Below are 25,634 nucleotides of genomic sequence, written 5' to 3'. Positions count from 1 at the left end.
CACGGATGAGAGATAATTGTGAAACACGTAACCTCCTCACATGTTCTTCCCTTTCGCGCCCTCATCGACGCTTGCTGGAAAGAGAAATACACCGCTTCACGTTTTATGCGTGACCTTATTGCCGGTATCACCGTCGGGATTATCGCCATTCCGCTCGCCATGGCACTGGCAATTGGCAGCGGCGTAGCACCGCAGTATGGGCTTTACACGGCGGCCGTCGCCGGGATTGTGATTGCGCTAACGGGCGGGTCTCGCTTCAGCGTTTCCGGCCCGACAGCCGCATTTGTGGTGATCCTCTATCCCGTTTCTCAGCAGTTTGGCCTGGCAGGCCTGCTGGTCGCCACCCTGATGTCCGGCGTCTTTTTGATCCTGTTTGGTCTGGCCCGTTTTGGCCGGCTGATTGAATACATCCCCCTTTCCGTGACGCTGGGGTTCACCTCCGGGATTGGCATTACCATCGGGACAATGCAGATCAAGGACTTCCTCGGCCTGCAGATAGCCCACGTCCCTGAACATTACCTGCAAAAAGTCGGGGCGCTGTTTATGGCGCTCCCCACCGCCAACCCCGGCGATGCCGCCATCGGGATTGTTACCCTGGGCACGCTGATTATCTGGCCTCGTTTAGGCATTCGTCTGCCTGGCCACCTGCCCGCCCTGCTGCTGGGCTGTGCGGTGATGGCCATCGTTAATCTCTTTGGTGGGCACGTCGCGACCATTGGATCTCAGTTCCACTATGTTCTGGCTGACGGTTCACAGGGAAGCGGTATTCCTCAACTGTTACCACAACTGGTACTGCCATGGGATATGCCGGGTTCCAGCTTCACCTTAAGCTGGGACTCCCTGCGCGCCCTTCTGCCCGCGGCCTTCTCAATGGCGATGCTGGGGGCCATTGAATCCCTGCTCTGTGCCGTCGTGCTGGACGGCATGACCGGCACCAAGCATAAAGCCAACAGCGAACTGGTTGGGCAGGGTCTGGGCAACCTCATCGCCCCGTTCTTTGGCGGTATTACGGCAACAGCGGCCATCGCCCGCTCTGCGGCAAACGTACGTGCCGGGGCGACGTCGCCGGTATCGGCAGTTATCCACTCCGTGCTGGTGATCCTCGCCCTGCTGGTCCTCGCTCCGCTGCTCTCCTGGCTGCCGCTTTCAGCCATGGCTGCCCTGCTGCTGATGGTGGCGTGGAACATGAGCGAAGCACATAAGGTGGTCAATCTGCTGCGTCGCGCACCGAAAGACGACATCATCGTGATGCTGATTTGTATGTCGCTGACCGTGCTGTTCGATATGGTTATCGCCATCAGCGTCGGGATCGTGCTGGCCTCCCTGCTGTTTATGCGCCGTATAGCGCAGATGACGCGCCTTTCCCCGGTTAACGTAGAGGTACCTGACGATGTGCTGGTGCTGCGTGTGATTGGCCCGTTGTTCTTTGCCGCCGCGGAAGGTCTGTTCAGCGAACTGGAAACCCGTATCGTGGGCAAACGCATTGTGGTGCTGAAATGGGATGCCGTGCCGGTGCTGGATGCGGGTGGTCTGGATGCCTTCCAGCGCTTCGTTTCGCGTCTGCCGGAAGGCTGCGAACTGCGGGTGAGTAATCTCGAATTCCAGCCGCTGCGCACCATGGCGCGCGCGGGCGTGCAGCCTATCCCTGGCCGCCTGGCCTTTTATCCCAACCGTGAAGCCGCGTTAGCGGATCTGTGAATGCCCTGATGCAGAGAAACGTCTCTGCATCATCACGGCTATCGCCTGCTGGAGCCATGCAAGCACGGCAGGCGTCATCCATGTCCCTTTCATCAGATGCGCCTCCTGCTGCATGGCAACGCGAAACTTTTGCTGGGTTTCAGGATTCGTTCCCGCGTATGACTGGAACAATACCCGCCAGTGTTCAGCGAGCATTTGCGCCTCATCGGAAGACGGGTCAAGGTTTTCCCGCTGCGCCTGATGCAATTTCGCTACCAGTGGCGGCCACTCCATCATGCGATCAAAATAGTGCGCGCGGGTAAAGGCCATCTCTTCTGCAGAGAGATACTTTTCCCAGATGGCAAGCTTCGATTCGGCAAACGCCCGCGTAATATAGTCAGTCATTTCCGCCGTAATACCCGTCTGCTCACGCATCTGCGGCTCGACGCTGTGCATCTCGTTCAGCCGGGTGAGAAATTCCGGCTTACCTGCTGTATCCTGCTCCAGGCGTGACATCCAGCGCGCCGCCAGATCCCTGGCACGGGGATCCGAAACGTCGATATTATGCTTCAGCAGGCTATTTGCCTCAGCAACCAGACCTGACCAGATATCCGCAAGTGCCTCCTTCTGTACGGCAAACGGCAACTGCTGTAACTCCTCTTTGCTAAACCAGCGTTCGTACATATTCATTAACTCCAGAGTCTGTAGCCAGGATTCCAGATTGGGTGCCGCATCGTCGGTAAGCCCGGTACGCAATTCCACCAGCCTCTCGCGCAGCGTCAGCATGCTACGCAGTTGCTTATCCAGCAAACTGATTTGCGCATCGAGTAATTCGGTTAACGACAGCGACTCCTGTTTCAGAAAATCCCTGATTTCAGCAAGTTCCAGCCCGGCTTTTGCCAGCACCTGAATCATATGCAGACGTTGTACATCCGCCAGATTATACAGCCGGTAACCTGCCGCACTTCTGGCAGAAGGCAGTAACAACCCTGTTTGCTCATAGTGATGCAATGTTCGCACGGTGATCCCGGCACGTTTCGCGAGTTCACCCACCTGAATCAACATAACTGCTCCTTTTACTTTGCCAGTGGCACCACTCTGAAGCCTTACGTTACGTGAGGGTCAACCTTTCATGCAAAAAAAAACGACTCCATGAGGAGCCGTTTCGGTGTTCTTTCGCCGTAGCACGTTAGCTGTGTTTGTGCTGGTCCCTGCGACAGCGCTTATCGTAATGGCGCACCCACCAGTATTTGTCGCAGACTTCTTCATGTCCACTCACGCGTGCACCGGCAAGCCATAGCACTGCACCAAGGAAAATACTCAATACCGCGCCATGCGCGAAGTATTGCGGAAGGTCAAGCTGCGGCAATTGGTTTAAAATTGAATAACCCACGCCAGCGACCATCACAAACAGTCCCAACCCCATCAGCACATTACCGAGTATCGAAGCGTTTTTGCGTTTCATATGTCACCTCCGGAACTTTGGGTTGTAAGGGGAAAAGCCCCTGATCCTTGTGTGTAAAGTATAGACAACGGCTCTTTTATGAGTTGCGTGAATGATCACATTTACAGATAACTCCCAGACAAAAGTTTACAAATAAGACATTGAACAGCTTGAAATTCTAATTGTTCAGATAAGTAATTATTCATATCTCGCGGTTCGGGCAGCAGAATTTTGTCAAGCGGCGCGTCAGACAGTAAACTACGCGCCAGATCTGGAACCCATTAGGAATTGAATCGTGACGATTAAACTGATTGTCGGCCTCGCGAACCCAGGCGCAGAGTACGCGGCGACCCGCCACAATGCCGGTGCCTGGTACGTTGATCTGCTGGCCGAACGGTTACGTGCTCCCCTGCGTGAAGAACCAAAATTCTACGGGTATACCTCACGTATCAATCTTGCTGGCGCAGATGTCCGTCTGCTGGTGCCCACCACCTTTATGAACCTGAGCGGCAAAGCTGTTGCAGCCATGGCGACGTTTTATCGCATTAACCCGGATGAAATTCTGGTGGCCCACGATGAGCTGGACCTGCCCCCCGGTGTGGCAAAATTCAAACTGGGCGGTGGTCATGGCGGTCACAATGGTCTGAAAGACATTATCAGCAAGCTGGGCAATAACCCCAATTTCCATCGTTTGCGCGTGGGAATCGGCCATCCGGGCGATAAAAACAAAGTTGTCGGTTTCGTACTGGGTAAGCCACCGGTTTCTGAGCAGAAACTGATTGACGAAGCGGTCGACGAAGCGGTGCGCTGCACTGAAATCTGGCTGCAGGATGGCCTAACCAAAGCGACAAACCGCTTACACGCTTTCAAAGCGCAATAATCCGCCCGATACGGCTTTTTTACCGCGCGTGGTGCGGGTTACGTGTATAATAGGCGTAGTTATTTACTTTTCATCAATCGGTTATCGTTAACGGATTGATTATCAAGATATTAAGGTGATTTAGAAATGGGATTCAAATGCGGTATCGTCGGTCTGCCAAACGTGGGCAAATCCACCCTGTTCAACGCGCTCACCAAAGCAGGTATTGAAGCGGCGAACTTCCCGTTCTGTACCATCGAACCGAACACCGGCGTTGTGCCAATGCCCGATCCGCGTCTGGACCAGCTCGCGGAAATCGTGAAGCCGCAGCGCATTCTGCCGACCACCATGGAGTTCGTGGACATCGCGGGCCTGGTGAAAGGTGCATCCAAAGGCGAAGGCCTCGGTAACCAGTTCCTGACCAACATCCGTGAAACGGAAGCAATTGGTCACGTTGTACGTTGCTTCGAGAACGACAACATCATCCACGTTAACAACAAAGTGGACCCGGCTGACGACATCGAGGTGATCAACACCGAGCTGGCACTGTCTGACCTCGACACCTGTGAACGCGCTATTCACCGCGTGCAGAAGAAAGCCAAAGGTGGCGACAAAGACGCGAAAGCAGAACTGGCTGCGCTGGAAAAATGTCTGCCACAGCTGGAAAACGCGGGCATGCTGCGCGCGCTGAAAAACCTGACAGAAGAAGACAAGGCGGCGATCAAATACCTGAGCTTCCTGACTCTGAAGCCAACTATGTACATCGCCAACGTTAACGAAGACGGTTTCGAGAACAACCCGTACCTGGACAAAGTGCGTGAAATCGCCGCGGCTGAAGGTTCAGTGGTTGTAGCGGTTTGCGCTGCCGTTGAATCCGACATCGCAGAGCTGGACGACGCTGACCGTGACGAATTCATGGCCGAGCTGGGTCTGGAAGAGCCGGGCCTGAACCGCGTGATCCGCGCAGGCTATGAGTTGCTGAACCTGCAGACCTACTTCACCGCTGGCGTGAAAGAAGTGCGCGCGTGGACCATCCCTGTGGGTGCGACTGCGCCTCAGGCGGCCGGTAAGATCCACACCGACTTCGAGAAAGGCTTTATTCGTGCGCAGACTATCGCGTTTGAAGACTTCATCACCTACAAGGGTGAGCAAGGCGCGAAAGAAGCAGGCAAGATGCGTGCGGAAGGGAAAGATTACATCGTTAAAGATGGCGATGTGATGAACTTCCTGTTTAACGTTTGATTTGTTTTGAATGAAAAAAATCCACGCTTTGGCGTGGATTTTTTATTGCGAATCTATCAATAGATAACTAGTTTTCCCGCAGGCCAAGTTCCTGACCATCCACAAGGCATATGACCAGCTTCATAAACATTAATCAATCCGTCAAAAAAGAACGGCTCTCGTAGTAAAGAACCATACGTATCTTCAAGCAAGTAATTCACCAGATCCCATTTTAAGTTCTCAATCATTGAGCTTTTCTCAGACTCTGGGAAGATTATTTTTGGGATAATATCATTCTCCACCACTTTCTTAGCCTCTTTGACCAAAGAGTTCCAATATTGATAATTGTAAGTATGTTTCTTTGCGAGATAACCTGTTATTTCATTGCCAGCTTCCAATGTGGCACTTTCCCATTCATCGCTATTCAAGCCTTTTATAAATAAGCTAAGAGACTGAACCTGGATAACCCCAGTGAGGGTCGTCGCCACACCAAGATTAAAAAACCAATTAATTTTGGTTAACCTGTCTATTGCTAACGGGGATATTTTCATGATTTAACCTGATTTATTCTTCCTGGGATCCCAGGTACGTTCATACCACCAAGCGCACCATGCTGCATTCGATTTTGAATACTGTATCTGACTGCTTCTTTCACCTGATTTGCTGGTAAACCAGCAGCCTCCAGTGAATGCTTCAATGCCTGAGTATAATGGAGATTGGAAGGCATTTCTCGGTATGAAGCTCCGCCTTTCCTAAATTGATTCCAAAACTGTTCTAAAGACTTATGAGCTTCATAATGTGGAGTACCTGATTAAGTGAACGCATTACCTTCTAATTTTATCGCTGCTCCACTATTAGTAGGAATAATGTCACGGAATGCAGCATCCTGATTTAAGTGATGTGATTGTCCAGGGCGTAAGTCATTTTTTAAACTTCCATGAGGACCTAAAATCGGACCATCTTCCGTAGACTTGCATTTCAACCCCCACGGATCCACCCACCCCAGCGCATTCGGCGCATACTGGTAAAGGTTTATCCCCCCCCGCCAGCCCTATCGGGTCCTGCTGCGTAAATCTTCCGCAGTCCGGGTCATAATACCGGAACAGATTGTAGTGCAGCCCTGTCTCACGGTACAGGTATTGCCCCTGCATCCGCAGGTTCTGAGAATATCCTGATATCTGCGTTTCGCTCTCCCGCAGCAGTAGCTTGCCCCAGGCGCTGTTCACCCCTTCCCAGCGCACCTGCCCTTCGCTATCCGTCATCCGCTCCGGCGTGCCGTTCGGCTGGCAGTGGAACCAGAAGATCTCCGGGGCATCTACGCCATCAATACGCGCCAGCGGGTCGTAGCTGTCCTGATCGCTGTAGACACAGGTCAGTGGCACGTCTCCGTGCACTTCCTGCAGCAGACGGAACCCTTCCCAGACAAACCGGGTGGTGATCGGCTTGCCGGTTGGCTGTCCGCCCAGCATCTGGCGTCGCGTTTTGCTGATGCGTCGCCCGAGCGGATCGTAGCGGAAGCTGACCTGCGTCTGCGGTTTGTTGCGATCCCGCGGCTGGCTGATGACCTCCGTCAGGCGATGTTTACCGTCGTAGCGGTAGTGCCAGCGGGTCTGGCCGTTATCCTTCTCCACGGTGCGGCCGTGGATGTCATAACGCCAGCGAATGCCGTTCAGCTGCGTCAAGCGGTTGTGCGTGACTTTCTCAGCAGAACCTTCGAGCAATGAAGGTTCTGTAGTGGTAGCGGTTTGCGCCGCGGTTGAATCCGATACCGCTGAAATGGACGACGCCGGCCGTGAAGAGTCCATGGCCGAGCAGGGTCTGGAAGAGCCGGGCCTGAACCGCGTGATCCGCGCGGGCTATGAGCTGCTGAACCTGCAAACCTACTTCACCGCTGGTGTAAAAGAAGTGCGTGCGTGGACCATCCCTGTCGGTGCGACTGCGCCTCAGGCAGCCGGTAAGATCCACACCGACTTCGAGAAAGGCTTCATTCGTGCGCAGACTATCGCGTTTGAAGACTTCATCACCTACAAAGGTGAGCAAGGCGCGAAAGAAGCGGGCAAGATGCGTGCGGAAGGGAAAGATTACATCGTTAAAGATGGCGATGTGATGAACTTCCTGTTTAACGTTTGATTGGTTTTGAATGAAAAAATCCACGCTTAGGCGCGGATTTTTATTCCGAGATAAATTTCCCAGATAGTATTAAATTTAAAAAACACCTTCTTTGAGAGGATGGTCTTTTATTCCTCCCCAAGGGTCATCTAGTAAAAACTTAGCAGCAACAGCTTCTTTTGCCGGTACAAGAGTGAAATTATAGTAAATTTCATCGCCTTCACAAATCTCATAAAAAAGTGAATAAACTTTATCGTTCACATCTATATTTAAATCGAATTTCTCAGTTGCAGAAGCGATTTGCAGCTTATGTTTATCCGTAATGAAAAATGGTACAACAATACAGCGCTGAGCATTTTCATCCAATTTGAAAGCATTCTCTATTTTGATATTGACGTTTGCTCCAAACGCGTCCTCTGGTAATGGATCGAATATAACATAATCCTTGTGAAGAACAGCACCTTGAGAAACATTACCCTTTCCCCACTGACTCAGCTTTTCGTCATAGTCTCGGGATCGTAACACTATTTGACTATGTGAAATCAGTAGATCAACTATTTGTATTTTTTTATCATTCATTACACTACCTCGATTTTTATTATCGTTCTACCAATAATGTGAGGTCAGGCCATCAAAAATAAAATACCTGTGATATTTTTAAGGTGTTAATGAGTGGCGGTAATACGAAATCTGACAGGGGAAGCACCCTACCCCTGATGCTCAAATATTGGTCAGGATATTATCGACAAGCTCAAACCCTGATACCCCCATTGTTGTGTAATTAGGGTATTCGGCAACAGTTAACCGCCTGGTTTCGTCCTCTCCATTATATAAACCACCAGCATAATTAAATATTTTCAATTGTTTTTTTTCTTCTGTAAGATCAGTGTGACCAATAATTTTCCAAACGCCCTTGCTGATATTTTGGTTGCCGGTAAAGATAATTTTCGTCTCTTTGCCAAACTTTTCAAAACTTAGCGGTGTTAATGAACCGCCATCAATAAGTTCTTCAGCCTGCTGGATTGATAATATGCAGAACCCTATGGCTTGCTGAAATTTTTTGCTTGGAGCAAAAACAATATGACAAATCGCATATTTCCCATTGCTCAATGGAATGACAAAGATGTCACCCTCTTTGTATTTTACTTTCATAAGCCATTACCTTTCAGAATTGATAACGCATCATTCAATACTTTTCCACCCCAATCACTGCTATGACCCGCAATATCATATGTGCTAGCATTTGGGTTATTAGGACTATACGATCTGATTTTATTGAGGAGATTTGTTAAGGAATTCGTTGGCTTAGCTCCACCATTAAGATCCATAATTCTTTGTTCCAAGTATTTAGCTTCAGCTTTGGTCAAATTATTATCAAATATGGTCAGCTGTTCCAAATGAGATTTACCCGGTGTATTCGCATGGCTATTCAAACGCGTTGGTGCATCCCCACGTCCTACATAGATAATATTCTTTCCATCGTGTAGCACATACAACCCTTGTCCATTTACAGGATCATAATGTTTGCCTGTCCCCCCAGCCCTACGTGTAGAAGGTAAAACCTTACAAGGTGTTAGACCTAAAGGATCAGTCCAGATTATAGGATTAGGAGCATAGCTGTAAAGATTTAACCCGCCATTTAACCCTATCGGGTCCTGCTGCGTAAACCGCCCGCAGTCCGGGTCGTAATACCGGAACAGATTGTAGTGTAGCCCTGTCTCACGGTCCAGGTATTGCCCCTGCATGCGCAGGTTCTGAGAATATCCTGATACCTGCGTCTCGCTTTCCCACAGCAGCTTGCCCCGGCGCTGTTCACCGCTTCCCTGCGCACCTGCCCAGGCAGCGTACCGTCCTGAACCAGCAAACGCCCGGCGCTGTCGTATTGCCAGCGGTACCAGCTGAACGGGTTATCGTCATGCTCTTCCCGCACCAGATTATTGCGGTAGTCGTAATCCCAGCGGCGATGCAGTCGGCTAAGACGGACAGGTGGTCAGCAACCCTTGGGTGCGGCTGATCTCACGGTGAAGTTCGTCGCGGCTAAAATCTGAGACCGACAGCTTATTGAGAGCAGGATGAACAAGGCGCGAAGAAGCAGGCAAGATGCGTGCGGAAGGGAAAGATTACATTGTTAAAGATGGCGATGTGATGAACTTCTTGTTTAACGTTTGATTTATTTTTTATTGCAGGGTCAAAATACATTTTTCAGGAGTTCTGTTTTCATGCTGGGTTCAAAAGGAATGAGATCAGCAGTCGCAAGCTTTAACCTCTGAAAAGGATCTTCGCGCAAGCGCTCTTCAAGAGAGGCAAGACTCTCACACTTAGCAAGAATGACACCATCGTTTCTTGGGATCCGTCTACCGGACGTCAGGAAAATTCCTTCTGCGTATCCCTTTTTAAGCCACTCAACATGAGCAGGTATCGCTGCGTCAATCTCTTCGAGTGGTTTTATAAAGGTCAAAATAACTATGTAAACCGTGCTCATCCTTTGCCTTTCCGTTAGGTTTTTCTCTAAGTAATAATTAAGTCGTTCGTTGGACCTAAAGAAACAGTTCCTCTTATGCCATAAGATCACGTTATAATTTTTAGCGGAAATTTTAATCTTAAAAGGGATCACTATGAGATATTATCTTACGCTTCACCATAATAATGCCATAACATACGATACAAACTGGTAAGCTCTTTATTTTTAAGCTTTTTATTTCACTTAATCACTAAAAATAAAGTTTTCTTCTGCCAGTTTATTTTTTTCCTTGTATTCCTTTTCCCACTCGAAGTATCCGTCAGGTTCATTTGGAGAAACTCCTGTTGTCCAATATTGATCACCATAAGCAATTAACATTGCCCAATGATATTCACTTTCATGACAGCGCAAAGCAATAGACATGTAATCATTTTCCGTAAAACGAACAAGTGGAGAGGCTAATACTATTCGTTCAGCCTCACTCTCTGTTTCATTCGCATATTTAACAATGATCGCTTTAATTAACTCAATCCAACTATAGTAATTAAAAACAACACTTTCATTTGAATCATTAAATTGGATACCATCGATAATATTCATTGCCCTTTACACCTTTTTTTACTTTGTAACGATCAAACACGGTTGCAGCTTTATTTAAGAAAATAGCAAGCTGTGAACCTATGGGCTTAGCCTTTCCTCCTTTTTTTACAGCACCAGGGTTTGCTAACATTGGCTCACTTACAGCATCATAACTATGTGCAAGTGTATTGGCTCTACCCTGAATTACAAATTTAGCCCATTCATTATCAGCAGACTCAAATACTTTTATATTTAGTTTATTCAGTTCTCCATTCTACCCATTTAATAGCCGGTGATTTATCAGTATTTAGAGATAAATACCCTCTTCTAATGCATTTTCAGTAAACGCTGCTTTTGTAAAGAAAATGAGAACATCCGCGCCTTGTTTTGTATATTTAACTTCATAATTACCAGGTTCTAAAGTAATAAACTCATCTGACATAGCTTCGGAGTCATCAGGATCAAGGGCGCCGCCCGTAACATTCTCCCCCTCCCCGATGAAAACTTTCCCAGAAGATACGCTTAAGAATTATGCAACTGTATACTCACCAACATCGTATCTAATATTGACATTATAGGTTCCGTCACCACCAAGATTGGAGATAACATATTGCATTTTTATTTCTTCATCTTTTGGTAGACTGCACCAATCTACATCCTCATTAATTCTATGCTTTAATAGCATCAAATCATAAATAACTAATACGGCAGTATCGGTTTCTATAGTTATAAATTATCAAGTAATAAATGAAGGGATTAGGTTAAAAATAGGTATAAGCCCACCTGGCACTCAAAAATATAACAATATGTTTTTTATAAGCTAATCATCATAACATGCTGCGGTAAAAATAAAAGACCGAAAAACACAAACTACTCACCGACCTGCATATTAGTTAATTATACTTTCTATAGATTTTACAACGCTTTTATAGAATTGAATCGACTCTTCACCTATTAGTATATTCTCAATCGGCGAGTCTACTTCCACGCCATGATGATCATATATTTTATTTCTAACAGGGTTTTTAAAATAATGTTGAGGTAAGACATCCACTTCACGCATGTCGATAGTTTTAAACGTTACGAAATAACCGTTTTTCCAACATGAATTATCAGTAATAATTGGCGACAGCAGCAAATTATCTTTTGCCAATACAGCATCTTCTTGAAGCGAAGATGTAAAATAGTTATATATATATATAACTATGGCATTCTTGAACGGGCCGACATCTATTTTACCCAAAGAGACCATGCCATAGCCTAACCGACCATCATTTAACTGAAAGTAAAAAACATCGCCTTCTTTAGGCCATTTTTTTTGATTTTCTTTTGCTGGCACTATAGTAAGTCTATCGACCATTTTCCATTAACCCTATTATTTAAGCCAATTTCCGCCACACATAATAGCATCCGAGTATAACTTTCTTGTCGGACTTATGCTATTGATAGAATTTTAAAAGTGGGGATTATTGTGAATAATTTCTGGTTCTCTGATCCACGCATGACCGCAATTTAACAGTTCTTCAGTAATTCTAACTATTTTATCGAACATTTCACCAAGCCACCAAGCTGTACAGCACGGATATCTACATCCTTAGTGATCCCTACATAGATAGGTCTGACATCTTTATATCTTAAATACACATGGGTATTATTTCCACTTTTTTCTTTTAATCCACTCAGCAAAAGACATGTTTCTCATTGATCGTTTAGGGCATCCGTTTTTGCAAACGGTTAAACCAACAGGATCCACCCACCCCAGCGCATTCGGCGCATAGGGGTAAAGGTTTATCGCCCCACCAGCCATATCGGCCCCTTTTGCGTAAACCGCCCGCTGTCCGGATCGTAATACCGGAACAGATTGTATGCAGCCCGGTCTCACAGTCCAGGTATTGCCCCTGCATGTGCAGGTTCTGAGAAAATCGTGATACCTGCGTCTCAGCTTCCCGCAACTGCTTTCCCCACGCGCTGTTAACCCCTTCCCAGCGCACCTGCACTTCGCTATCCGACGTCCGCTCGGGCATGCCGTTAGGCTGGCAATGGAACCAGAAGATCTCCGGGGTATCTACGCCGTCAATTCGTACCAGCGGATCGTTGCTGTCCTGATCGCTATAGACATAGGTGAGCCGCACATCCCCATGCACCACCTGCAGCAGGGGGAACCCTTCCCAGGCAAACCAGGAAGTGACTAGCTTGCCAGTTGCCATCCAGCATCTGGTATCGCGTTTACGCCAGCGAATGCCATTCAGTTGCGTCTTACAATTATTAACGACCTACTACTTAGCAGAATCTTCGAGCGGGTTATCTGCTGCATGACAGCGGCGCTGGCGACGGGCATTGCCGACAAAGACGTCCCGGCTATACAGTTGGCCCATGCGATCGTACTCGCTGCGGGTGGTCAGAAGCCTTGCGTACGGCTGATCTCACGGTGGAGTACGTCGCGAGTATACTCACCGCTAATCGAGAGCAAGGCGCAAAAGAAGCAGACAAGGTTCTTGCCGAAGGGTAGGATTATATCGTTCAGATGGTGAAGTGCTGAACTTCTTGTTTAACGTTTAATTTGTTTTGAACAAAAGAAATGCACGCTTTGGCGTTGATTTTTATTGATATTAAACAAGTAGTCCATAATTGAATCAGAAACTCTTATAACATAAATATAGTATTACTTTCTTTAATCATATCCAAGCTTCCTAACGCACCAAGTTCTAAAGAATAAACCTCATCAGTACCTCTACACAAATTAAGGAAATACCCTAGATCGCCATCTTGACCAATCAATAAAAATTCAGGTTCAACCTCTTGAATTGTGTATGTAATATTTCTTTCAAGTAAATCGAAACAATTGAATACATATAAATGTTCACCATTCGCTCTTTTAATCTCATAAGAGTCAGTGTCTCTAACATTCTCAACCATAAATCGCTTATATTCAGCAGGTAAAGATTTGTGCACTAGTTGTTCAATTTTATCCAACTGATCGATTAAATCCTGCTTTACCATATGTGTTTACCGATATAAGAGCAAGCCATATTAAAAACAAATGTCATTGCAATGAGACTAGCATTTGTTAGTGAATTAGTATAAATTAACAATGCGGAAAAGTGTTGTTAATTGCCTACAGATAATTAGTTGTTAATTGTTTTTTATAGAATCCATGCAAACTACACCTCTTCCCAAACTTTTATTAATGCCGATATGTTTCTTCAGCGTTTAAGATTATAAACTTCAAAAATATTTTTTCAAAATAAATTTCGCACCCAATAATGAGCATCAAGTCCAGTGTGGCCATCATTAACTATATCTCTCAAATAAGGATAGCTTCCAATTTCATAAACACTTAATCTATAATGACCTATCCACATCGGTGCATACTGGTAAAGGTTTCCCCCCCGCCAGCCCTATCGGGTCCGACTGAGTAAACCGCCCGCAGTCCGGGTCGTAATAACGGAACAGATTGTAGTGCAGTCCTGTCTCACGTTACAGGTATTGCCCCTGCATACTCAGCTCCTGGGAATAACATGATATCTGCGTCTCGCCTTTTCGCAGCAACTTGCACCAGGCGTTGTCTCCCCCTCTCCAGCGCACCTGCCCTTCACTATCCATCATTCGCTCCGGCATGCCGTTAGGATGGCAGTAGAACCAGGAAATCTCAGGTCAGCAACGCCATCAATACGCGCCAGCGGATCGTAGCTCTCCTGATCGCTGTAGACATAGGTCAACGGCACATTCCCCGCACTTCCTGCAGCAGGCGGAACCCCTCTCAAGCAAACCGGGTGGTGACGGGCTTACCGGTTAGCTTTACGCCAGCGAATACCATTCAGCTGTGTCAGCCAATCTTACTCGCTACGGATGGTCAGCAGCCCTGCGTAAGGCTGGTCTCACGGTGGAGTACGTCGTGAGTATACTAACCGCTAATCGAGAGCAAGGTGCAAAAGAAGCAGACGAGGTTCGTGCGGAAGGGAAAGACTACATCGTTAAAGATGGCATAGTGTTAACCTATTGTTTAAATTGTAAATTCTATAAGTTAACTATCTTATACCCTCTTGCGCATAGAGAACTTAAGGTATTTTTAGGCAGATCCTGAAAAGCACGCTGTTTTCCATAAACATAAGCATCGTTAAAATATTTATTCGCTTCCTCGAATAATTCCACTCGTAACGGACCGTACCGAGGTCGATCAATGGCGCAGTGCCTATATTCGTTCGACGTGTGCGTAATGTGGTCTCTCCCCATTTCTTCGCCTTATCATACTCTGCGAGATCGAAGTAAGGGCTGTACATGCATACAAATATCCAGTTGGCAAGTTCCAATGCACCCTTCAGCTAAGATAGCGCTTTCTGGACTTGTTGTTATTGCTCAAAGCCTCGATATAGTTCTTGTTATCGTGTAAATCGTTTCCTTTTCAATAGTATTTATTATAGATATTTGCATACTAAAGTCCTTGCCTATGTCAATAATGCATTTATTTTAGAGCAGCAAATAAGCCTTACTAAAAAACCGTATCTAAATTTAACTTAAAATTATAAAGTCAATACAGTACAATCAATCATCTTATAACAAATATTTTTTAATATTAATGACTCTATAATACTCCAATCACCACCACCAAGGCCAGCTCCTATTCTTGGCATTTGTACTGAAAGACGATTCATCAACGCAAAGTCAGACAATTTTGCGAGACAAATATCTAAGAATTCATAGCATACATATTGATTATTATCATTGTTGTTTTTCTTGATCCCATCCTGTGCAAACATATTAGCAACAAATATCCTTTTTTGATCATCAACCATAACAAAATCTACCTTACCTAATTCTGGAACGCCATTATCTTTAAAATTGTTGTGATAGTTTTTCTTCGAAGCTGGATATTTTTTCGAAAGAGACAAAACAAATCCCTTCCCCCATTTGCCTTTGTTATTTACAATGTGAGCAATAACTGTGGATTTGTCCAAACACTTTACAGCATCTCCGGATAAATACTTTATTCGGTTTTTTTCTTTAAATGAATCGAGTGAATCCATCCAGACACTTTCAAATTCTTCATTTGAAATCTCTTCAGAGTCACTTAAGTCTAAGTCGCTTTTCTTACCATCATAAAGCAGGAAACCTACTTGTTCGTTTTTATCTAACAAAGAGGAAGAAGCATAATACTCACCATCAACAATATTTATTTGACGTGTCGCGACATCTCCTATAAATTCACTAAGAATGCACCCTTGCCCAGAGATAAAATCAACGTTTCCTTTAAAATATTTTTTCTCCAACTACAATCCCTCCCTCTTTTAACAATTCTTTTAGAATCATCAAAATCTTTTATATACAAGATCAAAAGTGTATTTTCTCGTGATTCAATTACCATCTAAGCCAATAGCAGCTATTTCGGCAAAATGGCTTATTCCTTTTAATTTTCTTGCATTACCATATCTATCAACTTCTAATTGGCCTAGTAACATTTTCACAATTGCATCAATATCTTTGAAGTGTTAGTCCGCCAATCATTTCAGGTATGATATTAATGAAGTATTGTCCATCCTCGAAGCGGACAAGTATATCTCCTGTTGAAGGTCTTATTACACCACTCTTCGTGATATCTTTCATCTCTTCTTCGGCTGTATCATGAATCAATGTGTAAGAAGTCAACCCCACCCAATCGCATTCGGCGCCTACGGGTAAAGGTTTATCCTCCCACTAGCCCTATGTGTCCTGCTGCGTAAACCGCCCGCAGTCCGGGTCGTAATACCGGAACAGATTGTAGTGTAGCCCTGTCTCACGGTCCAGGTATTGCCCCTGCATCCGCAGGTTCTGGGAATATCCTGATACCTGCTTCTCGCTTTCCCGCAGCAGCTTGCCCCAGACGCTGTTCACCCCTTCCCAGCGCACCTGCCCTTCGATATCCGTCATCCGCTCCGGCGTGCCGTTCGGCTGACAGTGGAAACAGAAGATCTCCGGTGCTTCCACGCCGTCAATGCGCGCCAGCGGGTCCTAGCTGTCCTGATCGCTGTAGACACATGTCAGCGGCACGTCCCCGTGCACTTCCTGCAGCAGACGGAACCCTTCCCAGACAAACCGGGTGCTGACTGGCTTGCCGGTTGGCTGTCCGCCCAGCATCTGGCGTCGCATTTTGCTGATGCGGCGACCGAGTGGATCGTAGCGGAAGCTGACCTGCGTCAGGCTGTTGTGCGTGACCTTCTCAGCAGAATCTTCCAGCGAGTTACCGGCAGCATCCCAGCGCCACTGCTCCTTGCCGGGCAGCGTGCCGTCCTGAACAAGCAAACGCTCGGCGCTGTCGTACTGCCAGCGGTACCAGCTGAACGGGTTATCGTCCCGCTATTCAGGTATCAGGTTATTACGGTAGTCATAATCCCAGCGGCGATACCCGCATCGCGGTGCCGGACGCTGGGCATTGCCGGTAAAGACGTTCCGGCGATGCAGTTGACCAAGACGGTCGTACTCGCTGCGGGTAGTCAGCAGCCCCTGGGTGCGGCTGGTCTCATGGTGAAGTTCGTCGCGGCTAAAATCTGAAACCGACAGCTTATTGAGAGCAAGGTGAACAAGGCGCGAAGAAGCAGGCAAGATGCGTGCGGAAGGCAAAGATTACATCGTTAAAGATGGCGATGTGATGAACTCTTGTTTAACGTTTGATTTCCTTACGGGGTCAAAACACATTTTCCAGGAGTTCTGTCTTCATACTGGGTTCAAAAGGAATGATTTCGGCAGTCGCAAGTTTTAACCTCTGAAAAGGATCCTCGCATAAGCGCTCTTCATGAGAGGCAAGACTCTCACACTTAGGGAGAATGACACCACCGTTTCTTGGGATCCGTCTACCGGACGTCAGGCCCCCCCTCTACGTATCCTTTTTTAAGCCACTCAACATGAGCAGGTATCGCTGCGTCAATCTCTTCGAGTGGTTTTATATAGGTTAAAATAACTATGTAAACCGTGCTCATCCTTTGCCTCTCAGTTAGGTTTTTACGCCGATTGTTGGAACTGTTTATGCAGCTCCTCTTTTGCCACCCGGTATTGTTATAACGTTTATGTGTATTTTAATCTTAATACGCGGGTCCGGATTGGGAAAATACGTTATGCATCATATGAAAAACCAATCATGCCAGCCGTTTTTTTACCGCATAACTACAGACAATGATGGCTTACCTTGGAAGAGTGAATGTTAAGCAATAAAAAAGTCCCTTGGGGAGGTGCAGACAAATATACTTTGTCACACAGTGCATTGAAGTTTGTCAAAACGGCTGGTAACGGCTTTTGTTCATTTAATACAAAGACTAATTAACGTGTTGAATCTAACATTGCATAGTCTAATAATGATATGCCGAAAGTATATTTTTACCGTTTAACGATCACAATGCTTCTATAATCTGTTTCATTTTTTATCCAGAATATTTCATCTTGAGGTAACGTTCCATCACTGCAGAAATCAACAAGTTCACCTAACCATCCATCAGGAACATATTTGTGATAATGCATATTCTCAACATATTCAGAATATAGTCGCTTACTATCAAAGTCTATAAATAAATCCGGCATTAGATCATATATATCCCACCATGTTGTTTTTTCTGAAAGCCTATTGTAAAACGCCACAGACATATCATCCTTATCGTATAAATAACCCTCTTTAATTAAGTTATCAATGAATATTTGTACGTTTTCTTCATTTACTACTGGTATGTCATATCTTTCTTTATGGATATCCTGTAAGTTAATTTCCACCCCGTTTTTCACAAAATCGTCTACCCATCTAACTCTGTCCAAAACCCACATTTCTTTAAAGGCAACGAACCAGTAAAATCTTCCTTCGTTCTTCACTATTACAAGGAGTTCATCATCTTTATTAACATTCATATAGTAACCTATTTTACATTCCCCGAGCCTGGAATCGCTACTTCTTCAAGCCATTCTGCCCACATTGATGGTAATTCATACGATCTACCTGGCGTTGTCGGATCGACACGCTTAGGAGCTAACCAACCTTGATTTAACGGATTAGTACGATAAACGGCCTGAGGTATTGCACTTTCTTCTATGAAATCCGCCATCCACTTAGGAAGTTGAAAGGAGACAATTTCTGCATTACCACCTCTAATATCAAGGAAATGCTGAGCATGTGAGCTATCTCCAATACTGATATTTAAGGTTCCACTATTTAAGTGGTCCACGCTGAATTTTGGGGTTATTAGCAGAATCTAATTTGATTCTGACCCGACTTGCATTTGGTGGAATTCCCGCTTGAACCCTAAATATAGATTCAGTTGCATTGGGATCCCCTCTCTTGCATAGACCCAGCGGAGCTATTCAACCTAATCGATTAGGAGCATAGCTGTAAAGATTTAACCCGCCATATAGCCCTATCAGATCCTGCTGCGTAAACCGTCCGCAGCCCGGGCCGTAATACCGGAACAGTTTGTAGTGCAGCCCTGTCTCACAATCCAGGTATTGCCCCTGCATCCGCAGGTTCTGGGAATATCCTGATACCTGCGTTTCACTTTCCCGCAGCAGCTTGCCCCAGGCGCTGTTCATCCCTTCCCAGCGCACCTGCCCTTCAATATCCGTCATCCGCTCCGGCGTGCCGTTCGGCTGATAGTGGAACCAGAAGATCTCCGGGGCATCCACGCCATCAATGCGCGCCAGCGGGTCGTAGCTGTCCTGATCGCTTTAGACACAGGTCAGCGGCACGTCCCCGTGCACCTCCTGCAGCAGGCGGACCCCTTCCCAGACAAACCGGGTAGTGACCGGCTTGATGGTTGGCTGTCCGCCCATCATCTGGCGTCGCGTTTTGCTGATGCGGCGACCGAGCGGATCGTAGCGGAAGCTGACCTGCGTCTGCGGTTTGTTGCGGTCCCGCGGCTGGCTAATCACTTCCGTCAGGCGATCTTCACCGTCGTAGCGGTAGTGCCAGCGGGTCTGGCCGTTATCCTTCTCCACGGTGCGGCCGTGGATATCATAGCGCCAGCGAATGCCGTTCAGCTGCGTCAGGCGGTTGTCCGTGACCTTCTCAGCAGAACCTTCCAGCGGGTTACCGGCAGCATCCCAGCGGCACTGCTCCTGGCCAGGCAACGTGCTGTCCTGTACAAGCAAAATATTGAGGGTAAGGGTCAGCAAGGTGCGTAAGGAGGAAGCCCGAATGCCTGTTGAAGGTAAAGATTACATCGTTAAAGATGGCGACGTGGTGAACATCTTGTTAACGTTTGATCTGTTTTGAATGGAAAAAATCCACGCTTTGGCATGGATTTTTTTCATATGGGGGACTCATTGCGCCACCAGAATAATATTTATAGTTGGATTGGTTTGTAGTTTATAATTTTATCAGCAATTTCTTCTGCGCTAAGTTCTTCATAATAAATGTAATTGGCTGCCTGAGGGTCTGCGACACTTCTACAAAGTAGGTCAATGTTGTGATCAGCTTCCTCTTCTGTACCTTCACTACGTTGGATTTTTTTTATCAGTTCAATAAGCTCTTGTCTTTGCATATTACTCCTTAAAAAGGATAAGCACGGTCTAGTGTGTCAAGGTGATATCTTGGCGTAATAATTACCAGATTATCAATATCATATACACCGCCTCCATGGTGGGCAGGGGTTCTATGGTGTAGTACAAAATATCTATTTTTCACGTTCCATTGCATAGCATGCGCTATTGGAGCTTTCCGCCCCGCATTCTGGTAACATTTGATGAACAACATTGCTTTGAAAGATGCGAATTGAAATATCCCCCTATACAGAAGTTCTCGCTAAAATCATCAAGGATTTTACTTCCCGGCCTCGTAATTTATCGACAATAGAAGATGGGAATAAACTTGCATCACCATGCTATTTCGCTGAAATAGCGTTAATTGCAGTCAGTTAATACAAACCCTAACAATATGATTTTATATCTGGCAGCCTGACTTTCACCCTCAGCTAAAACTATATGCAAAACATTGCCTGCAAACAAACCGGAATAAACATAAATATCTAAATCGTTATATTTATAGGAGGGACTTAGATCATCGCTATATGTTTTAACCTTTATCCCAGAGATATTTTTCAAGATCTGTTTTTTTAAATCATCATGTATACCCCAAAGAGGTTTGGCATCTTCATTTTTGAAAACAATCTCGCAATCTAACTTTGGTATGGATATTTTTTCTGAATAATCATAAAAATCATCATCCTTTCCATCATATATTGTTCTCTTGGGTTTGAAATTATAACTTCCCAGACTCATGAAATTTATTTCTCTCTAATTTTTTTATCAGCCAATAGTTGTTTTATTGATTTAGATAGTGCATATTGAGTTCCCCCTCCTGGTTGTTCAAACCAAGGTATCGCGGGTCCTGCATATGCATGTACTGGAGCAACCACTTCGTAGGTTTTATATGTTTTATCTAGCGTATCCAAAGGCAAGGCTCGGCTTTCGAAAGATGCTCCAGCAGGAGATACGAAAGTTCCTGTATCACTGAAAGTCCCATCGTTGATACGACCACCATATCTGTCAATTTTAGTTCCCGGTTTCAATGTTATCGGCGTAGCTTTGGTAAGCCCTCTATTTGGAGGACATGCTCCAGGTCCCATAAAGGATTCTAAGCTTTGCCAGTCTTGGTTTTTCCATAATTTATATGCTTTTGAAGCATCTGTCCGTGTTTTGAAAAACACCTTTTGATTTGGATTGGAAACCATTCCATTCATTTTGACACCGACTAACCCCCCACGGATCCACCCCAGCGCATTCGGCGCATACTGGTAAAGGTTTATCCCCCCGCCAGCCCTATCGGGTCCTGCTGCGTAAACCTCCCGCAGTCCGTGTCGTAATACCGGAACAGATGTAGTGCAGCCCTGTCTCACGGTCCAGGTATTGCCCCTGCATCCGCAGGTTCTGAGAATATCCTGATACCTGCGTCTCGCTTTCCCGCAGCAGCTTGCCCCAGGCGCTGTTCACCCCTTCCCAGCGCACCTGCCCTACGCTATCCGTCATCCGCTCCGGCGTGCCGTTCGGCTGACAGTGAAACCAGAAGATCTCCGGTGCTTCCACGCCATCAATACGCGCCAGCGGATCGTAGCTGTCCTGACCGCTGTAGACAAAGGTCAGCGGCACGTCCCCGTGCACTTCCTGCAGCAGGCGGAACCCTTCCCAGACAAACCGGATGCTGACCGGCTTGCCGCTTGGCTGTCCGCCCAGCATCTGGCGTTGCGTTTTGCTGATGCGTCGTCCGAGCGGATCGTAGCGGAAGCTGACCTGCGCCTGAGGTTTGTTGTGGTCCCGCGGCTGGCTGATGAGGTACCAGCTGAACGGGTTATCGTCCCGCTCTTCCCGTACCATGTTATTACGGTAGTCATAATCCCAGCGGCGGGACCAGCAGCGCGGCGACGGACGCTGCGCATTGCCAGTGAATACATCCCGGCGATGCAGTCGACCAAGACGGTCGTACTTGCTGCGGGTTGTAAGCAGACCCCGGGGGCGGCGATTCTCAAGGTGGAGTCGTTCGTCGCGGGTATACTGACAATTTATTGAGGGAAAGGGTAAGCGAGGCGCAAAAAACAAGCAAGATACATGCAAAAGGAAAAAATGATATTGTCAAAAATGGCTACGTGATGAACTAATTGTTTAACATTTTTTTTTGAATCAAAAAATCCACACCAAGGCGTGGATTTTCATTCAGAGATAAACTCCCTCTTCTAATGAGTTTTCAATAAACGTTGCTTTTGTAAAGGAAATTAGAACATCTGAACCTTGCTTTTTAAATTTAACTTTGTAACTACCAGGTTCTAAAATAATAAACTCACCAGAAATAGCATCTGAGTCATCAGGCTCAAGATCTCCGCCCGTGACATCCTCCCCCGCCCCAATGAAAACCTTTCCAGAAGGTACGTTTAAAAATAGTGCTCCAACATACTCGTCAACATTATTTTTTATATGAATTTTATAGGTGCCATCCTCTCCAAGATTGAGAAATAATACATTCCCTTTATTTATTTCTTCAATTTCATCTTCTGGAAGACTCCACCAATCTGCATCATTATCAATTCTATGTTTTAATGACATCAAATCATAAATAACTAATGTGGCAGTATTCGTCTGGACATGAATGGATTTATTCATTTTACCCCCTATTGAAATATTATTTCTCTGATGGCATCCCCAGCTGAAATCCCGCCTTTCTACCTGTATTTTCCAGGAACTACCGACACTTTTATTAATTGTTTCATTCAGCATTTATACTCTTTATACGGGCGAATCTTCAACAATTAAATTAACAGATGATCAGCATTTTACTTACTTAGATCAGGAGCTGAGCCGAACATCTTTTCAAAGCACGCAGAAACAGCTTGCCTTATCATTTTTTAAGGGCATTTGATCTTAATACGCTGGGCCAGTTCGAGTTAACGCATTACGCTTCATATCAAAGGAATAAAACCAATCATACCAGCCATTCTCTTGTACTGCATAACTACAGACGACAACCACTTCCTTTGAAAGATCGAATGTTAAGTAATAGAAAATAGAGCCTTCAGGAGGTGCAGACGACAACAGTTTTTCGCCCTGAGCATTGAAAATTGTCAAAACGGTTGGTAATGGCTTTGGTTCGCTTAACGCAAAGACTAATTGGCGTGTTGAATCTATCATTGCATAGTCTAAAAATGGTATAGTAATCAGTGAGTTAATTTCACCACACGTCCATTCAAGCAGATCATTTTCTTTAATACAATTAAGATTTTCAATCATAGGTAAACCTAAAATTTCAATGTTTGATCTGTTTTAAGTCACCTTCAAAAAAACCTACAAGATATAGACGGTACCGGGCTGACTGAACTTCTTTATACGTAAAAACAGTTGAAAAGTCTTTTAAACAGTTTTGACATGTGTTTTTCGAAACATACAATTGGCTTTCATCATAGCTATATTTATTAGCTTCACTAAGATACTTCACACCTCTCATTTTCTTAACAAGAAAGCATTTTACCTCTTCGGTGAGCGAGTCAAAACCATATGAATTTACTATGGAATATATTATTACACCTTCGCATTCAGGGCATGCTAGTTCCTTTCCATACTCTATGAAATCATTGTCAATGCCATCTAGGGCTAATAACTTCTTTTTCAGTCGATTTGTTATTTTCATTTTGTCTAAACCTTTAACTCCATTAATAGACAGGTTAGGTGATAAGCAAATGGGGGGATTTTATTAATTGATAACTTCATTTAGTCAAACATTCCATTCGATATAAATTCTACAGTCGAAGCTTTTTTCATTAGACTGTACAACAATTCTTCCCCATTCATGATCCCATTGAATTCCATATGGAGGATTGTTAATTTCAAGCTTAGGGTTTGAGGTTATTTCATTCTCAACCTATTTTTCGTTTGAATACTAATTGGTCCTAAAAGGTAGTTACTATTTCTGAGAAATAACAAACTCATGACCAAAGATGGTAATTGTTAATTAAAGGGAAAAATACGTTGCATTTTTAGTTTTTAACTAGAACTTTATGGCTTGCTACAGAATTTCATAAAAATAGACTTCACAGCAGCAGAATTAAATAAGTCGCAAACTTATTAATTATTCTTTAAGGAAGACTCTCTTCGGTTACCAACCCCTCAACAAAGTGGGAAAATGAATTTGTCAGATATCTTTGAAGTTTTATATGATTCTCTTGCATAGTCAAATCTTTATCAAAAGAATCTGTGGCAAAATATACAATTGAATAATAATCTAAATTCAGACAAAAGAAATTCCCTCCCCAATCATTTGCGAAAGGAAGCAGGTTCCTAGGAATCACTTCCCTATCCAACATGCTAATATAGCAACCGTCAATTAAAGACCTAGGATCATCATTTGTCTGAGTATTATAAACAAACGGTTTAAATCCTGCTACCTCTACTGGCTCAAAACCTTCACCACCGTCCCACCAACTTTTCTCAGGAATGCCACCATTAAATTGCAGATAATGTGATACGAAATCATCCGGAAGGGTAATAGATAATTTACTTTCCGTTTTATAAATATCTGCACGTCCAATCTTTTTTTCACATTTTTTGAAGTTATTCATGAGATTATTAAGTAGTAATTACACTCCGTAAGCAATTATATGGAACATATTTATTCAAGCCACCTTTAAAAGGTAAATAACGATGTATTCATGTTCTTTTGCGCAAAAAAAATTCAAGGTATTTTCTAGGTCTATCCTGAAATGCACGCTCTTTGCCGTAGTTATAAGCATCGTTAAAATATTTATACGCTTCCTCAAATTGATTCAACTCATAACAGACCATGCCGAGATCGATTAAGGGTGCAGTGTCTATATCCGATCCACATGTCCGTAATGTCGTCTCTCCCCATTTCTTTGCCTCAGCATAATCCGCCAGATCAAAATATGCGCTGTATATGCATGCACAGATCCAGTTGGCAATTTCCCATTCGAGCTTCGGCTCAGGAAGAGCTTGCCAGGCTTTGTGGTATTGCTCTAACGCCTCAGTATATTTTTTATCATCATGAAACTCATTTCCTTTTTCTATAAAAGATGTAACTCTTTTTTCATCAAATTTATCGTAACCGATTTTCATGTGTTTATTGATGGTGAATCGCAAAGAAACCTCCTAACCAATATAAAAGCTGACATGAGCCATAAATACTTTTTGAATAAAGAAGTTCTCTAAAAAATGTTATTTTTAATATTAAAAAATAAAAAGTTAACCAAAAAAGAATTGCTTAAACCCTTTTGCCTCAACATCCTTTAGTTTGCTTTTAAGCATAAAATCGATATCTTCCAGAAAATCCTCTCTGAAATTAAAATCATCATCTGTACCATCACCATCATATTTACTTTGCTCTATCTCAATGGCAGAACAAAAAACATCCAAAAAGTCAGCTAAGGAACCGGAAATGATAAAGTTTCGTTTTTGAATACTACCATAAACAGGAGATGTTATATTTCGGGTGTCACAAAAAAGAACGTCTCCATTTCTTTCAGCAAAGATTATATACTCATCGTGCCAGGCCGTATCATTTTGAACTCGCCAACCTGATAATATTTCATTGAGATCTTGAGACTCAACAATTTGTATAAAGAAAGTACCATAAAATGTTGGATGGTCATTTAAAATCAAATGGCTATAAAAAAATCGAATTTCGCCATTCAAATTCACAGGGAGAGAACTTTCATTTTCTTCTGCTGTAAAGTCTATCTCTCCCATATTTAAATCATTCGTTTTGAATTTGATAACAAAGTCTTGAATAGTATTTTTTATATACATCATTCCTCTTTAAGAGTTAACATTATTGATTACTC

The 25,634-nt window shown here is 44.7% G+C and carries 28 protein-coding genes and 13 pseudogenes; 8 read left to right on the top strand and 33 right to left on the bottom strand.

The window, feature by feature from the left end:
* The first annotated feature begins 18 nt into the window (after positions 1 to 18).
* The gene (dauA, locus tag F8561_RS10245) at positions 19 to 1,698 is read left to right on the top strand and encodes a C4-dicarboxylic acid transporter DauA (RefSeq protein ID WP_108648185.1); all 1,680 of its coding nucleotides are present in this window, start codon (positions 19 to 21) and stop codon (positions 1,696 to 1,698) included.
* Here the strand turns inward: dauA and F8561_RS10240 are convergent.
* Both F8561_RS10240 and ychH read right to left on the bottom strand, forming a co-directional pair.
* Entirely contained in the window at positions 1,684 to 2,742 is a 1,059-nt protein-coding gene (locus F8561_RS10240) for a MerR family transcriptional regulator (RefSeq protein ID WP_151887403.1), read from the bottom strand. The genes dauA and F8561_RS10240 overlap by 15 nt on opposite strands.
* A gap of 124 nt (positions 2,743 to 2,866) precedes the next feature.
* Positions 2,867 to 3,142: a stress-induced protein YchH gene (gene ychH, locus F8561_RS10235; RefSeq protein ID WP_014170506.1), complete on the bottom strand. Its 276-nt coding sequence runs from the start codon at positions 3,140 to 3,142 to the stop codon at positions 2,867 to 2,869.
* A 274-nt stretch (positions 3,143 to 3,416) separates the two neighbouring features.
* Here ychH and pth point away from each other — a divergent pair, with 274 nt between their 5' ends.
* Positions 3,417 to 4,001, top strand: a complete 585-nt coding sequence (pth, locus tag F8561_RS10230) for an aminoacyl-tRNA hydrolase (RefSeq protein WP_006175913.1) — start codon at positions 3,417 to 3,419, stop codon at positions 3,999 to 4,001.
* Between the two features lie 126 nt (positions 4,002 to 4,127).
* Positions 4,128 to 5,222: a redox-regulated ATPase YchF gene (gene ychF / locus F8561_RS10225; protein ID WP_014170508.1), complete on the top strand. Its 1,095-nt coding sequence runs from the start codon at positions 4,128 to 4,130 to the stop codon at positions 5,220 to 5,222.
* A gap of 56 nt (positions 5,223 to 5,278) precedes the next feature.
* On the opposite strand, the gene F8561_RS10220 is transcribed toward ychF, so the two are convergent.
* Both F8561_RS10220 and F8561_RS24375 read right to left on the bottom strand, forming a co-directional pair.
* Positions 5,279 to 5,752, bottom strand: coding sequence for a hypothetical protein (locus tag F8561_RS10220; RefSeq protein WP_151887402.1), 474 nt, complete (start codon positions 5,750 to 5,752; stop codon positions 5,279 to 5,281).
* Between the two features lie 416 nt (positions 5,753 to 6,168).
* Positions 6,169 to 6,919: pseudogene (locus F8561_RS24375) on the bottom strand (RHS repeat domain-containing protein); the annotation flags it as partial.
* On the opposite strand from F8561_RS24375, the pseudogene F8561_RS10210 reads away from it, so the two are divergent.
* Positions 6,909 to 7,331: pseudogene (locus tag F8561_RS10210) on the top strand (DUF933 domain-containing protein); the annotation flags it as partial. The pseudogenes F8561_RS24375 and F8561_RS10210 sit on opposite strands and share 11 nt — an antisense overlap.
* A 75-nt stretch (positions 7,332 to 7,406) precedes the next feature.
* Here F8561_RS10210 and comJ read toward each other — a convergent pair.
* The 3 genes and pseudogenes from comJ to F8561_RS10195 form a co-directional block, all read right to left on the bottom strand.
* Positions 7,407 to 7,889, bottom strand: coding sequence for a competence protein ComJ (comJ, locus tag F8561_RS10205; protein WP_151887401.1), 483 nt, complete (start codon positions 7,887 to 7,889; stop codon positions 7,407 to 7,409).
* A 141-nt stretch (positions 7,890 to 8,030) separates the two neighbouring features.
* A complete protein-coding gene (locus F8561_RS10200) occupies positions 8,031 to 8,462 on the bottom strand; it encodes an immunity 26/phosphotriesterase HocA family protein (RefSeq protein WP_149376399.1) in 432 nt (143 codons plus the stop codon).
* A pseudogene (locus F8561_RS10195) lies at positions 8,459 to 9,400 on the bottom strand (RHS repeat-associated core domain-containing protein); the annotation flags it as partial. The pseudogene F8561_RS10195 and the gene F8561_RS10200, both read right to left, overlap by 4 nt.
* Here F8561_RS10195 and F8561_RS10190 point away from each other — a divergent pair.
* Positions 9,396 to 9,479: pseudogene (locus tag F8561_RS10190) on the top strand (DUF933 domain-containing protein); the annotation flags it as partial. The pseudogenes F8561_RS10195 and F8561_RS10190 sit on opposite strands and share 5 nt — an antisense overlap.
* 19 nt (positions 9,480 to 9,498) lie before the next feature.
* Here F8561_RS10190 and F8561_RS10185 read toward each other — a convergent pair.
* The 8 genes and pseudogenes from F8561_RS10185 to F8561_RS24645 all read right to left on the bottom strand — a co-directional run.
* A complete protein-coding gene (locus F8561_RS10185) occupies positions 9,499 to 9,792 on the bottom strand; it encodes a YciI family protein (RefSeq protein WP_151887400.1) in 294 nt (97 codons plus the stop codon).
* Between the two features lie 222 nt (positions 9,793 to 10,014).
* The gene (locus F8561_RS10180; RefSeq protein ID WP_007949666.1) at positions 10,015 to 10,371 is read right to left on the bottom strand and encodes a hypothetical protein; all 357 of its coding nucleotides are present in this window, start codon (positions 10,369 to 10,371) and stop codon (positions 10,015 to 10,017) included.
* Entirely contained in the window at positions 10,343 to 10,501 is a 159-nt protein-coding gene (locus F8561_RS24200; RefSeq protein ID WP_192938256.1) for a hypothetical protein, read from the bottom strand. The genes F8561_RS10180 and F8561_RS24200 overlap by 29 nt, the downstream gene beginning before the upstream one ends.
* A 156-nt stretch (positions 10,502 to 10,657) precedes the next feature.
* A pseudogene (locus F8561_RS10175) lies at positions 10,658 to 11,074 on the bottom strand (DUF6386 family protein).
* Positions 11,075 to 11,239: 165 nt separating this feature from the next.
* Entirely contained in the window at positions 11,240 to 11,710 is a 471-nt protein-coding gene (locus F8561_RS10170) for an Imm26 family immunity protein (RefSeq protein ID WP_020882331.1), read from the bottom strand.
* Positions 11,711 to 12,079: 369 nt separating this feature from the next.
* A pseudogene (locus F8561_RS10165) lies at positions 12,080 to 12,886 on the bottom strand (RHS repeat domain-containing protein); the annotation flags it as partial.
* A 107-nt stretch (positions 12,887 to 12,993) separates the two neighbouring features.
* On the bottom strand, positions 12,994 to 13,350 hold the full coding sequence (locus tag F8561_RS10155; RefSeq protein WP_020882329.1) for a hypothetical protein: 357 nt from the start codon (positions 13,348 to 13,350) through the stop codon (positions 12,994 to 12,996).
* 350 nt (positions 13,351 to 13,700) lie between these two features.
* Positions 13,701 to 14,143 (bottom strand): annotated as a pseudogene (locus F8561_RS24645) (RHS repeat-associated core domain-containing protein); the annotation flags it as partial.
* 111 nt (positions 14,144 to 14,254) lie between these two features.
* Here F8561_RS24645 and F8561_RS24640 point away from each other — a divergent pair.
* A pseudogene (locus F8561_RS24640) lies at positions 14,255 to 14,359 on the top strand (hypothetical protein); the annotation flags it as partial.
* A 511-nt stretch (positions 14,360 to 14,870) separates the two neighbouring features.
* On the opposite strand, the gene F8561_RS10135 reads toward F8561_RS24640, so the two are convergent.
* From F8561_RS10135 to F8561_RS24630, 3 genes are all read right to left on the bottom strand, one after another.
* Entirely contained in the window at positions 14,871 to 15,617 is a 747-nt protein-coding gene (locus F8561_RS10135) for a macro domain-containing protein (RefSeq protein WP_151887399.1), read from the bottom strand.
* A 430-nt stretch (positions 15,618 to 16,047) separates the two neighbouring features.
* Positions 16,048 to 16,311, bottom strand: a complete 264-nt coding sequence (locus tag F8561_RS24635; RefSeq protein ID WP_020882325.1) for an RHS repeat domain-containing protein — start codon at positions 16,309 to 16,311, stop codon at positions 16,048 to 16,050.
* Positions 16,312 to 16,335: 24 nt separating this feature from the next.
* Positions 16,336 to 16,626, bottom strand: a complete 291-nt coding sequence (locus F8561_RS24630; RefSeq protein ID WP_074164844.1) for a hypothetical protein — start codon at positions 16,624 to 16,626, stop codon at positions 16,336 to 16,338.
* Positions 16,627 to 16,895: 269 nt separating this feature from the next.
* Between F8561_RS24630 and F8561_RS24625 the strand changes: the two are divergent.
* A pseudogene (locus tag F8561_RS24625) lies at positions 16,896 to 16,995 on the top strand (DUF933 domain-containing protein); the annotation flags it as partial.
* A gap of 13 nt (positions 16,996 to 17,008) precedes the next feature.
* Here F8561_RS24625 and F8561_RS24360 read toward each other — a convergent pair.
* The 4 genes and pseudogenes from F8561_RS24360 to F8561_RS10105 form a co-directional block, all read right to left on the bottom strand.
* A pseudogene (locus F8561_RS24360) lies at positions 17,009 to 17,300 on the bottom strand (YciI family protein).
* A gap of 394 nt (positions 17,301 to 17,694) precedes the next feature.
* The gene (locus F8561_RS10115; protein ID WP_138614178.1) at positions 17,695 to 18,213 is read right to left on the bottom strand and encodes a hypothetical protein; all 519 of its coding nucleotides are present in this window, start codon (positions 18,211 to 18,213) and stop codon (positions 17,695 to 17,697) included.
* Between the two features lie 8 nt (positions 18,214 to 18,221).
* The gene (locus F8561_RS10110) at positions 18,222 to 18,527 is read right to left on the bottom strand and encodes a hypothetical protein (RefSeq protein ID WP_126488231.1); all 306 of its coding nucleotides are present in this window, start codon (positions 18,525 to 18,527) and stop codon (positions 18,222 to 18,224) included.
* 139 nt (positions 18,528 to 18,666) lie between these two features.
* Positions 18,667 to 19,446: pseudogene (locus tag F8561_RS10105) on the bottom strand (RHS repeat domain-containing protein); the annotation flags it as partial.
* 3 nt (positions 19,447 to 19,449) lie between these two features.
* Between F8561_RS10105 and F8561_RS24545 the strand changes: the two are divergent.
* Positions 19,450 to 19,570: pseudogene (locus F8561_RS24545) on the top strand (DUF933 domain-containing protein); the annotation flags it as partial.
* Positions 19,571 to 19,640: 70 nt separating this feature from the next.
* Here F8561_RS24545 and F8561_RS10095 read toward each other — a convergent pair.
* The 11 genes and pseudogenes from F8561_RS10095 to F8561_RS10050 all read right to left on the bottom strand — a co-directional run bounded on the left by F8561_RS10095 (position 19,641) and on the right by F8561_RS10050 (position 25,602).
* Positions 19,641 to 19,838 (bottom strand): bacteriocin immunity protein, encoded by a 198-nt coding sequence (locus tag F8561_RS10095; RefSeq protein ID WP_020882318.1) that lies wholly within the window; start codon positions 19,836 to 19,838, stop codon positions 19,641 to 19,643.
* A gap of 8 nt (positions 19,839 to 19,846) precedes the next feature.
* Positions 19,847 to 19,993, bottom strand: coding sequence for an HNH endonuclease signature motif containing protein (locus tag F8561_RS24620; RefSeq protein ID WP_324279609.1), 147 nt, complete (start codon positions 19,991 to 19,993; stop codon positions 19,847 to 19,849).
* A 203-nt stretch (positions 19,994 to 20,196) separates the two neighbouring features.
* A complete protein-coding gene (locus F8561_RS10090) occupies positions 20,197 to 20,574 on the bottom strand; it encodes a hypothetical protein (RefSeq protein WP_020882317.1) in 378 nt (125 codons plus the stop codon).
* 5 nt (positions 20,575 to 20,579) lie between these two features.
* Positions 20,580 to 21,035, bottom strand: a complete 456-nt coding sequence (locus tag F8561_RS10085; protein WP_151887398.1) for a TNT domain-containing protein — start codon at positions 21,033 to 21,035, stop codon at positions 20,580 to 20,582.
* A gap of 24 nt (positions 21,036 to 21,059) precedes the next feature.
* Positions 21,060 to 21,843: pseudogene (locus F8561_RS10080) on the bottom strand (RHS repeat domain-containing protein); the annotation flags it as partial.
* 159 nt (positions 21,844 to 22,002) lie between these two features.
* On the bottom strand, positions 22,003 to 22,446 hold the full coding sequence (locus F8561_RS10075) for a DUF6386 family protein (protein WP_020882315.1): 444 nt from the start codon (positions 22,444 to 22,446) through the stop codon (positions 22,003 to 22,005).
* 258 nt (positions 22,447 to 22,704) lie between these two features.
* Positions 22,705 to 23,070 (bottom strand): hypothetical protein, encoded by a 366-nt coding sequence (locus F8561_RS10070; protein ID WP_151887397.1) that lies wholly within the window; start codon positions 23,068 to 23,070, stop codon positions 22,705 to 22,707.
* A gap of 16 nt (positions 23,071 to 23,086) precedes the next feature.
* A complete protein-coding gene (locus F8561_RS10065; protein WP_148576318.1) occupies positions 23,087 to 23,467 on the bottom strand; it encodes a hypothetical protein in 381 nt (126 codons plus the stop codon).
* A gap of 445 nt (positions 23,468 to 23,912) precedes the next feature.
* Positions 23,913 to 24,395, bottom strand: a complete 483-nt coding sequence (locus F8561_RS10060) for an SMI1/KNR4 family protein (protein WP_148576317.1) — start codon at positions 24,393 to 24,395, stop codon at positions 23,913 to 23,915.
* 88 nt (positions 24,396 to 24,483) lie between these two features.
* Positions 24,484 to 24,909, bottom strand: coding sequence for a hypothetical protein (locus F8561_RS10055; RefSeq protein WP_032669715.1), 426 nt, complete (start codon positions 24,907 to 24,909; stop codon positions 24,484 to 24,486).
* A 126-nt stretch (positions 24,910 to 25,035) separates the two neighbouring features.
* Positions 25,036 to 25,602, bottom strand: a complete 567-nt coding sequence (locus F8561_RS10050; protein WP_226778035.1) for a hypothetical protein — start codon at positions 25,600 to 25,602, stop codon at positions 25,036 to 25,038.
* Positions 25,603 to 25,634: the final 32 nt, after the last annotated feature.

It is taken from the genome of Enterobacter sp. 198, from assembly GCF_009025585.1.
Taxonomy (GTDB): Bacteria; Pseudomonadota; Gammaproteobacteria; order Enterobacterales; family Enterobacteriaceae; genus Enterobacter; species Enterobacter ludwigii.
The sequence above is the reverse complement of the archived record's forward strand: the minus strand, read 5'-3'. Positions and strand labels throughout refer to the sequence as shown.

Coding starts and splice junctions, on each gene's coding strand:
- comJ (WP_151887401.1), bottom strand. CDS start 7,889: ATGAATGATAAAAAAATACAAATAGTTGATCTACTGATTTCACATAGT.
- F8561_RS10095 (WP_020882318.1), bottom strand. CDS start 19,838: ATGCAAAGACAAGAGCTTATTGAACTGATAAAAAAAATCCAACGTAGT.
- F8561_RS24620 (WP_324279609.1), bottom strand. CDS start 19,993: ATGCAATGGAACGTGAAAAATAGATATTTTGTACTACACCATAGAACC.
- F8561_RS10065 (WP_148576318.1), bottom strand. CDS start 23,467: ATGAAAATAACAAATCGACTGAAAAAGAAGTTATTAGCCCTAGATGGC.
- F8561_RS10185 (WP_151887400.1), bottom strand. CDS start 9,792: ATGAGCACGGTTTACATAGTTATTTTGACCTTTATAAAACCACTCGAA.
- F8561_RS10060 (WP_148576317.1), bottom strand. CDS start 24,395: ATGAATAACTTCAAAAAATGTGAAAAAAAGATTGGACGTGCAGATATT.
- F8561_RS10115 (WP_138614178.1), bottom strand. CDS start 18,213: ATGAATGTTAATAAAGATGATGAACTCCTTGTAATAGTGAAGAACGAA.
- F8561_RS10050 (WP_226778035.1), bottom strand. CDS start 25,602: ATGATGTATATAAAAAATACTATTCAAGACTTTGTTATCAAATTCAAA.
- F8561_RS10200 (WP_149376399.1), bottom strand. CDS start 8,462: ATGAAAGTAAAATACAAAGAGGGTGACATCTTTGTCATTCCATTGAGC.
- F8561_RS10155 (WP_020882329.1), bottom strand. CDS start 13,350: ATGGTAAAGCAGGATTTAATCGATCAGTTGGATAAAATTGAACAACTA.
- F8561_RS10170 (WP_020882331.1), bottom strand. CDS start 11,710: ATGGTCGATAGACTTACTATAGTGCCAGCAAAAGAAAATCAAAAAAAA.
- F8561_RS10075 (WP_020882315.1), bottom strand. CDS start 22,446: ATGAATAAATCCATTCATGTCCAGACGAATACTGCCACATTAGTTATT.
- F8561_RS10070 (WP_151887397.1), bottom strand. CDS start 23,070: ATGATTGAAAATCTTAATTGTATTAAAGAAAATGATCTGCTTGAATGG.
- ychF (WP_014170508.1), top strand. CDS start 4,128: ATGGGATTCAAATGCGGTATCGTCGGTCTGCCAAACGTGGGCAAATCC.
- F8561_RS10220 (WP_151887402.1), bottom strand. CDS start 5,752: ATGAAAATATCCCCGTTAGCAATAGACAGGTTAACCAAAATTAATTGG.
- ychH (WP_014170506.1), bottom strand. CDS start 3,142: ATGAAACGCAAAAACGCTTCGATACTCGGTAATGTGCTGATGGGGTTG.
- F8561_RS10180 (WP_007949666.1), bottom strand. CDS start 10,371: ATGAATATTATCGATGGTATCCAATTTAATGATTCAAATGAAAGTGTT.
- F8561_RS10090 (WP_020882317.1), bottom strand. CDS start 20,574: ATGAGTCTGGGAAGTTATAATTTCAAACCCAAGAGAACAATATATGAT.
- F8561_RS10240 (WP_151887403.1), bottom strand. CDS start 2,742: ATGTTGATTCAGGTGGGTGAACTCGCGAAACGTGCCGGGATCACCGTG.
- F8561_RS10055 (WP_032669715.1), bottom strand. CDS start 24,909: ATGAAAATCGGTTACGATAAATTTGATGAAAAAAGAGTTACATCTTTT.
- F8561_RS24200 (WP_192938256.1), bottom strand. CDS start 10,501: ATGTTAGCAAACCCTGGTGCTGTAAAAAAAGGAGGAAAGGCTAAGCCC.
- F8561_RS10085 (WP_151887398.1), bottom strand. CDS start 21,035: ATGAATGGAATGGTTTCCAATCCAAATCAAAAGGTGTTTTTCAAAACA.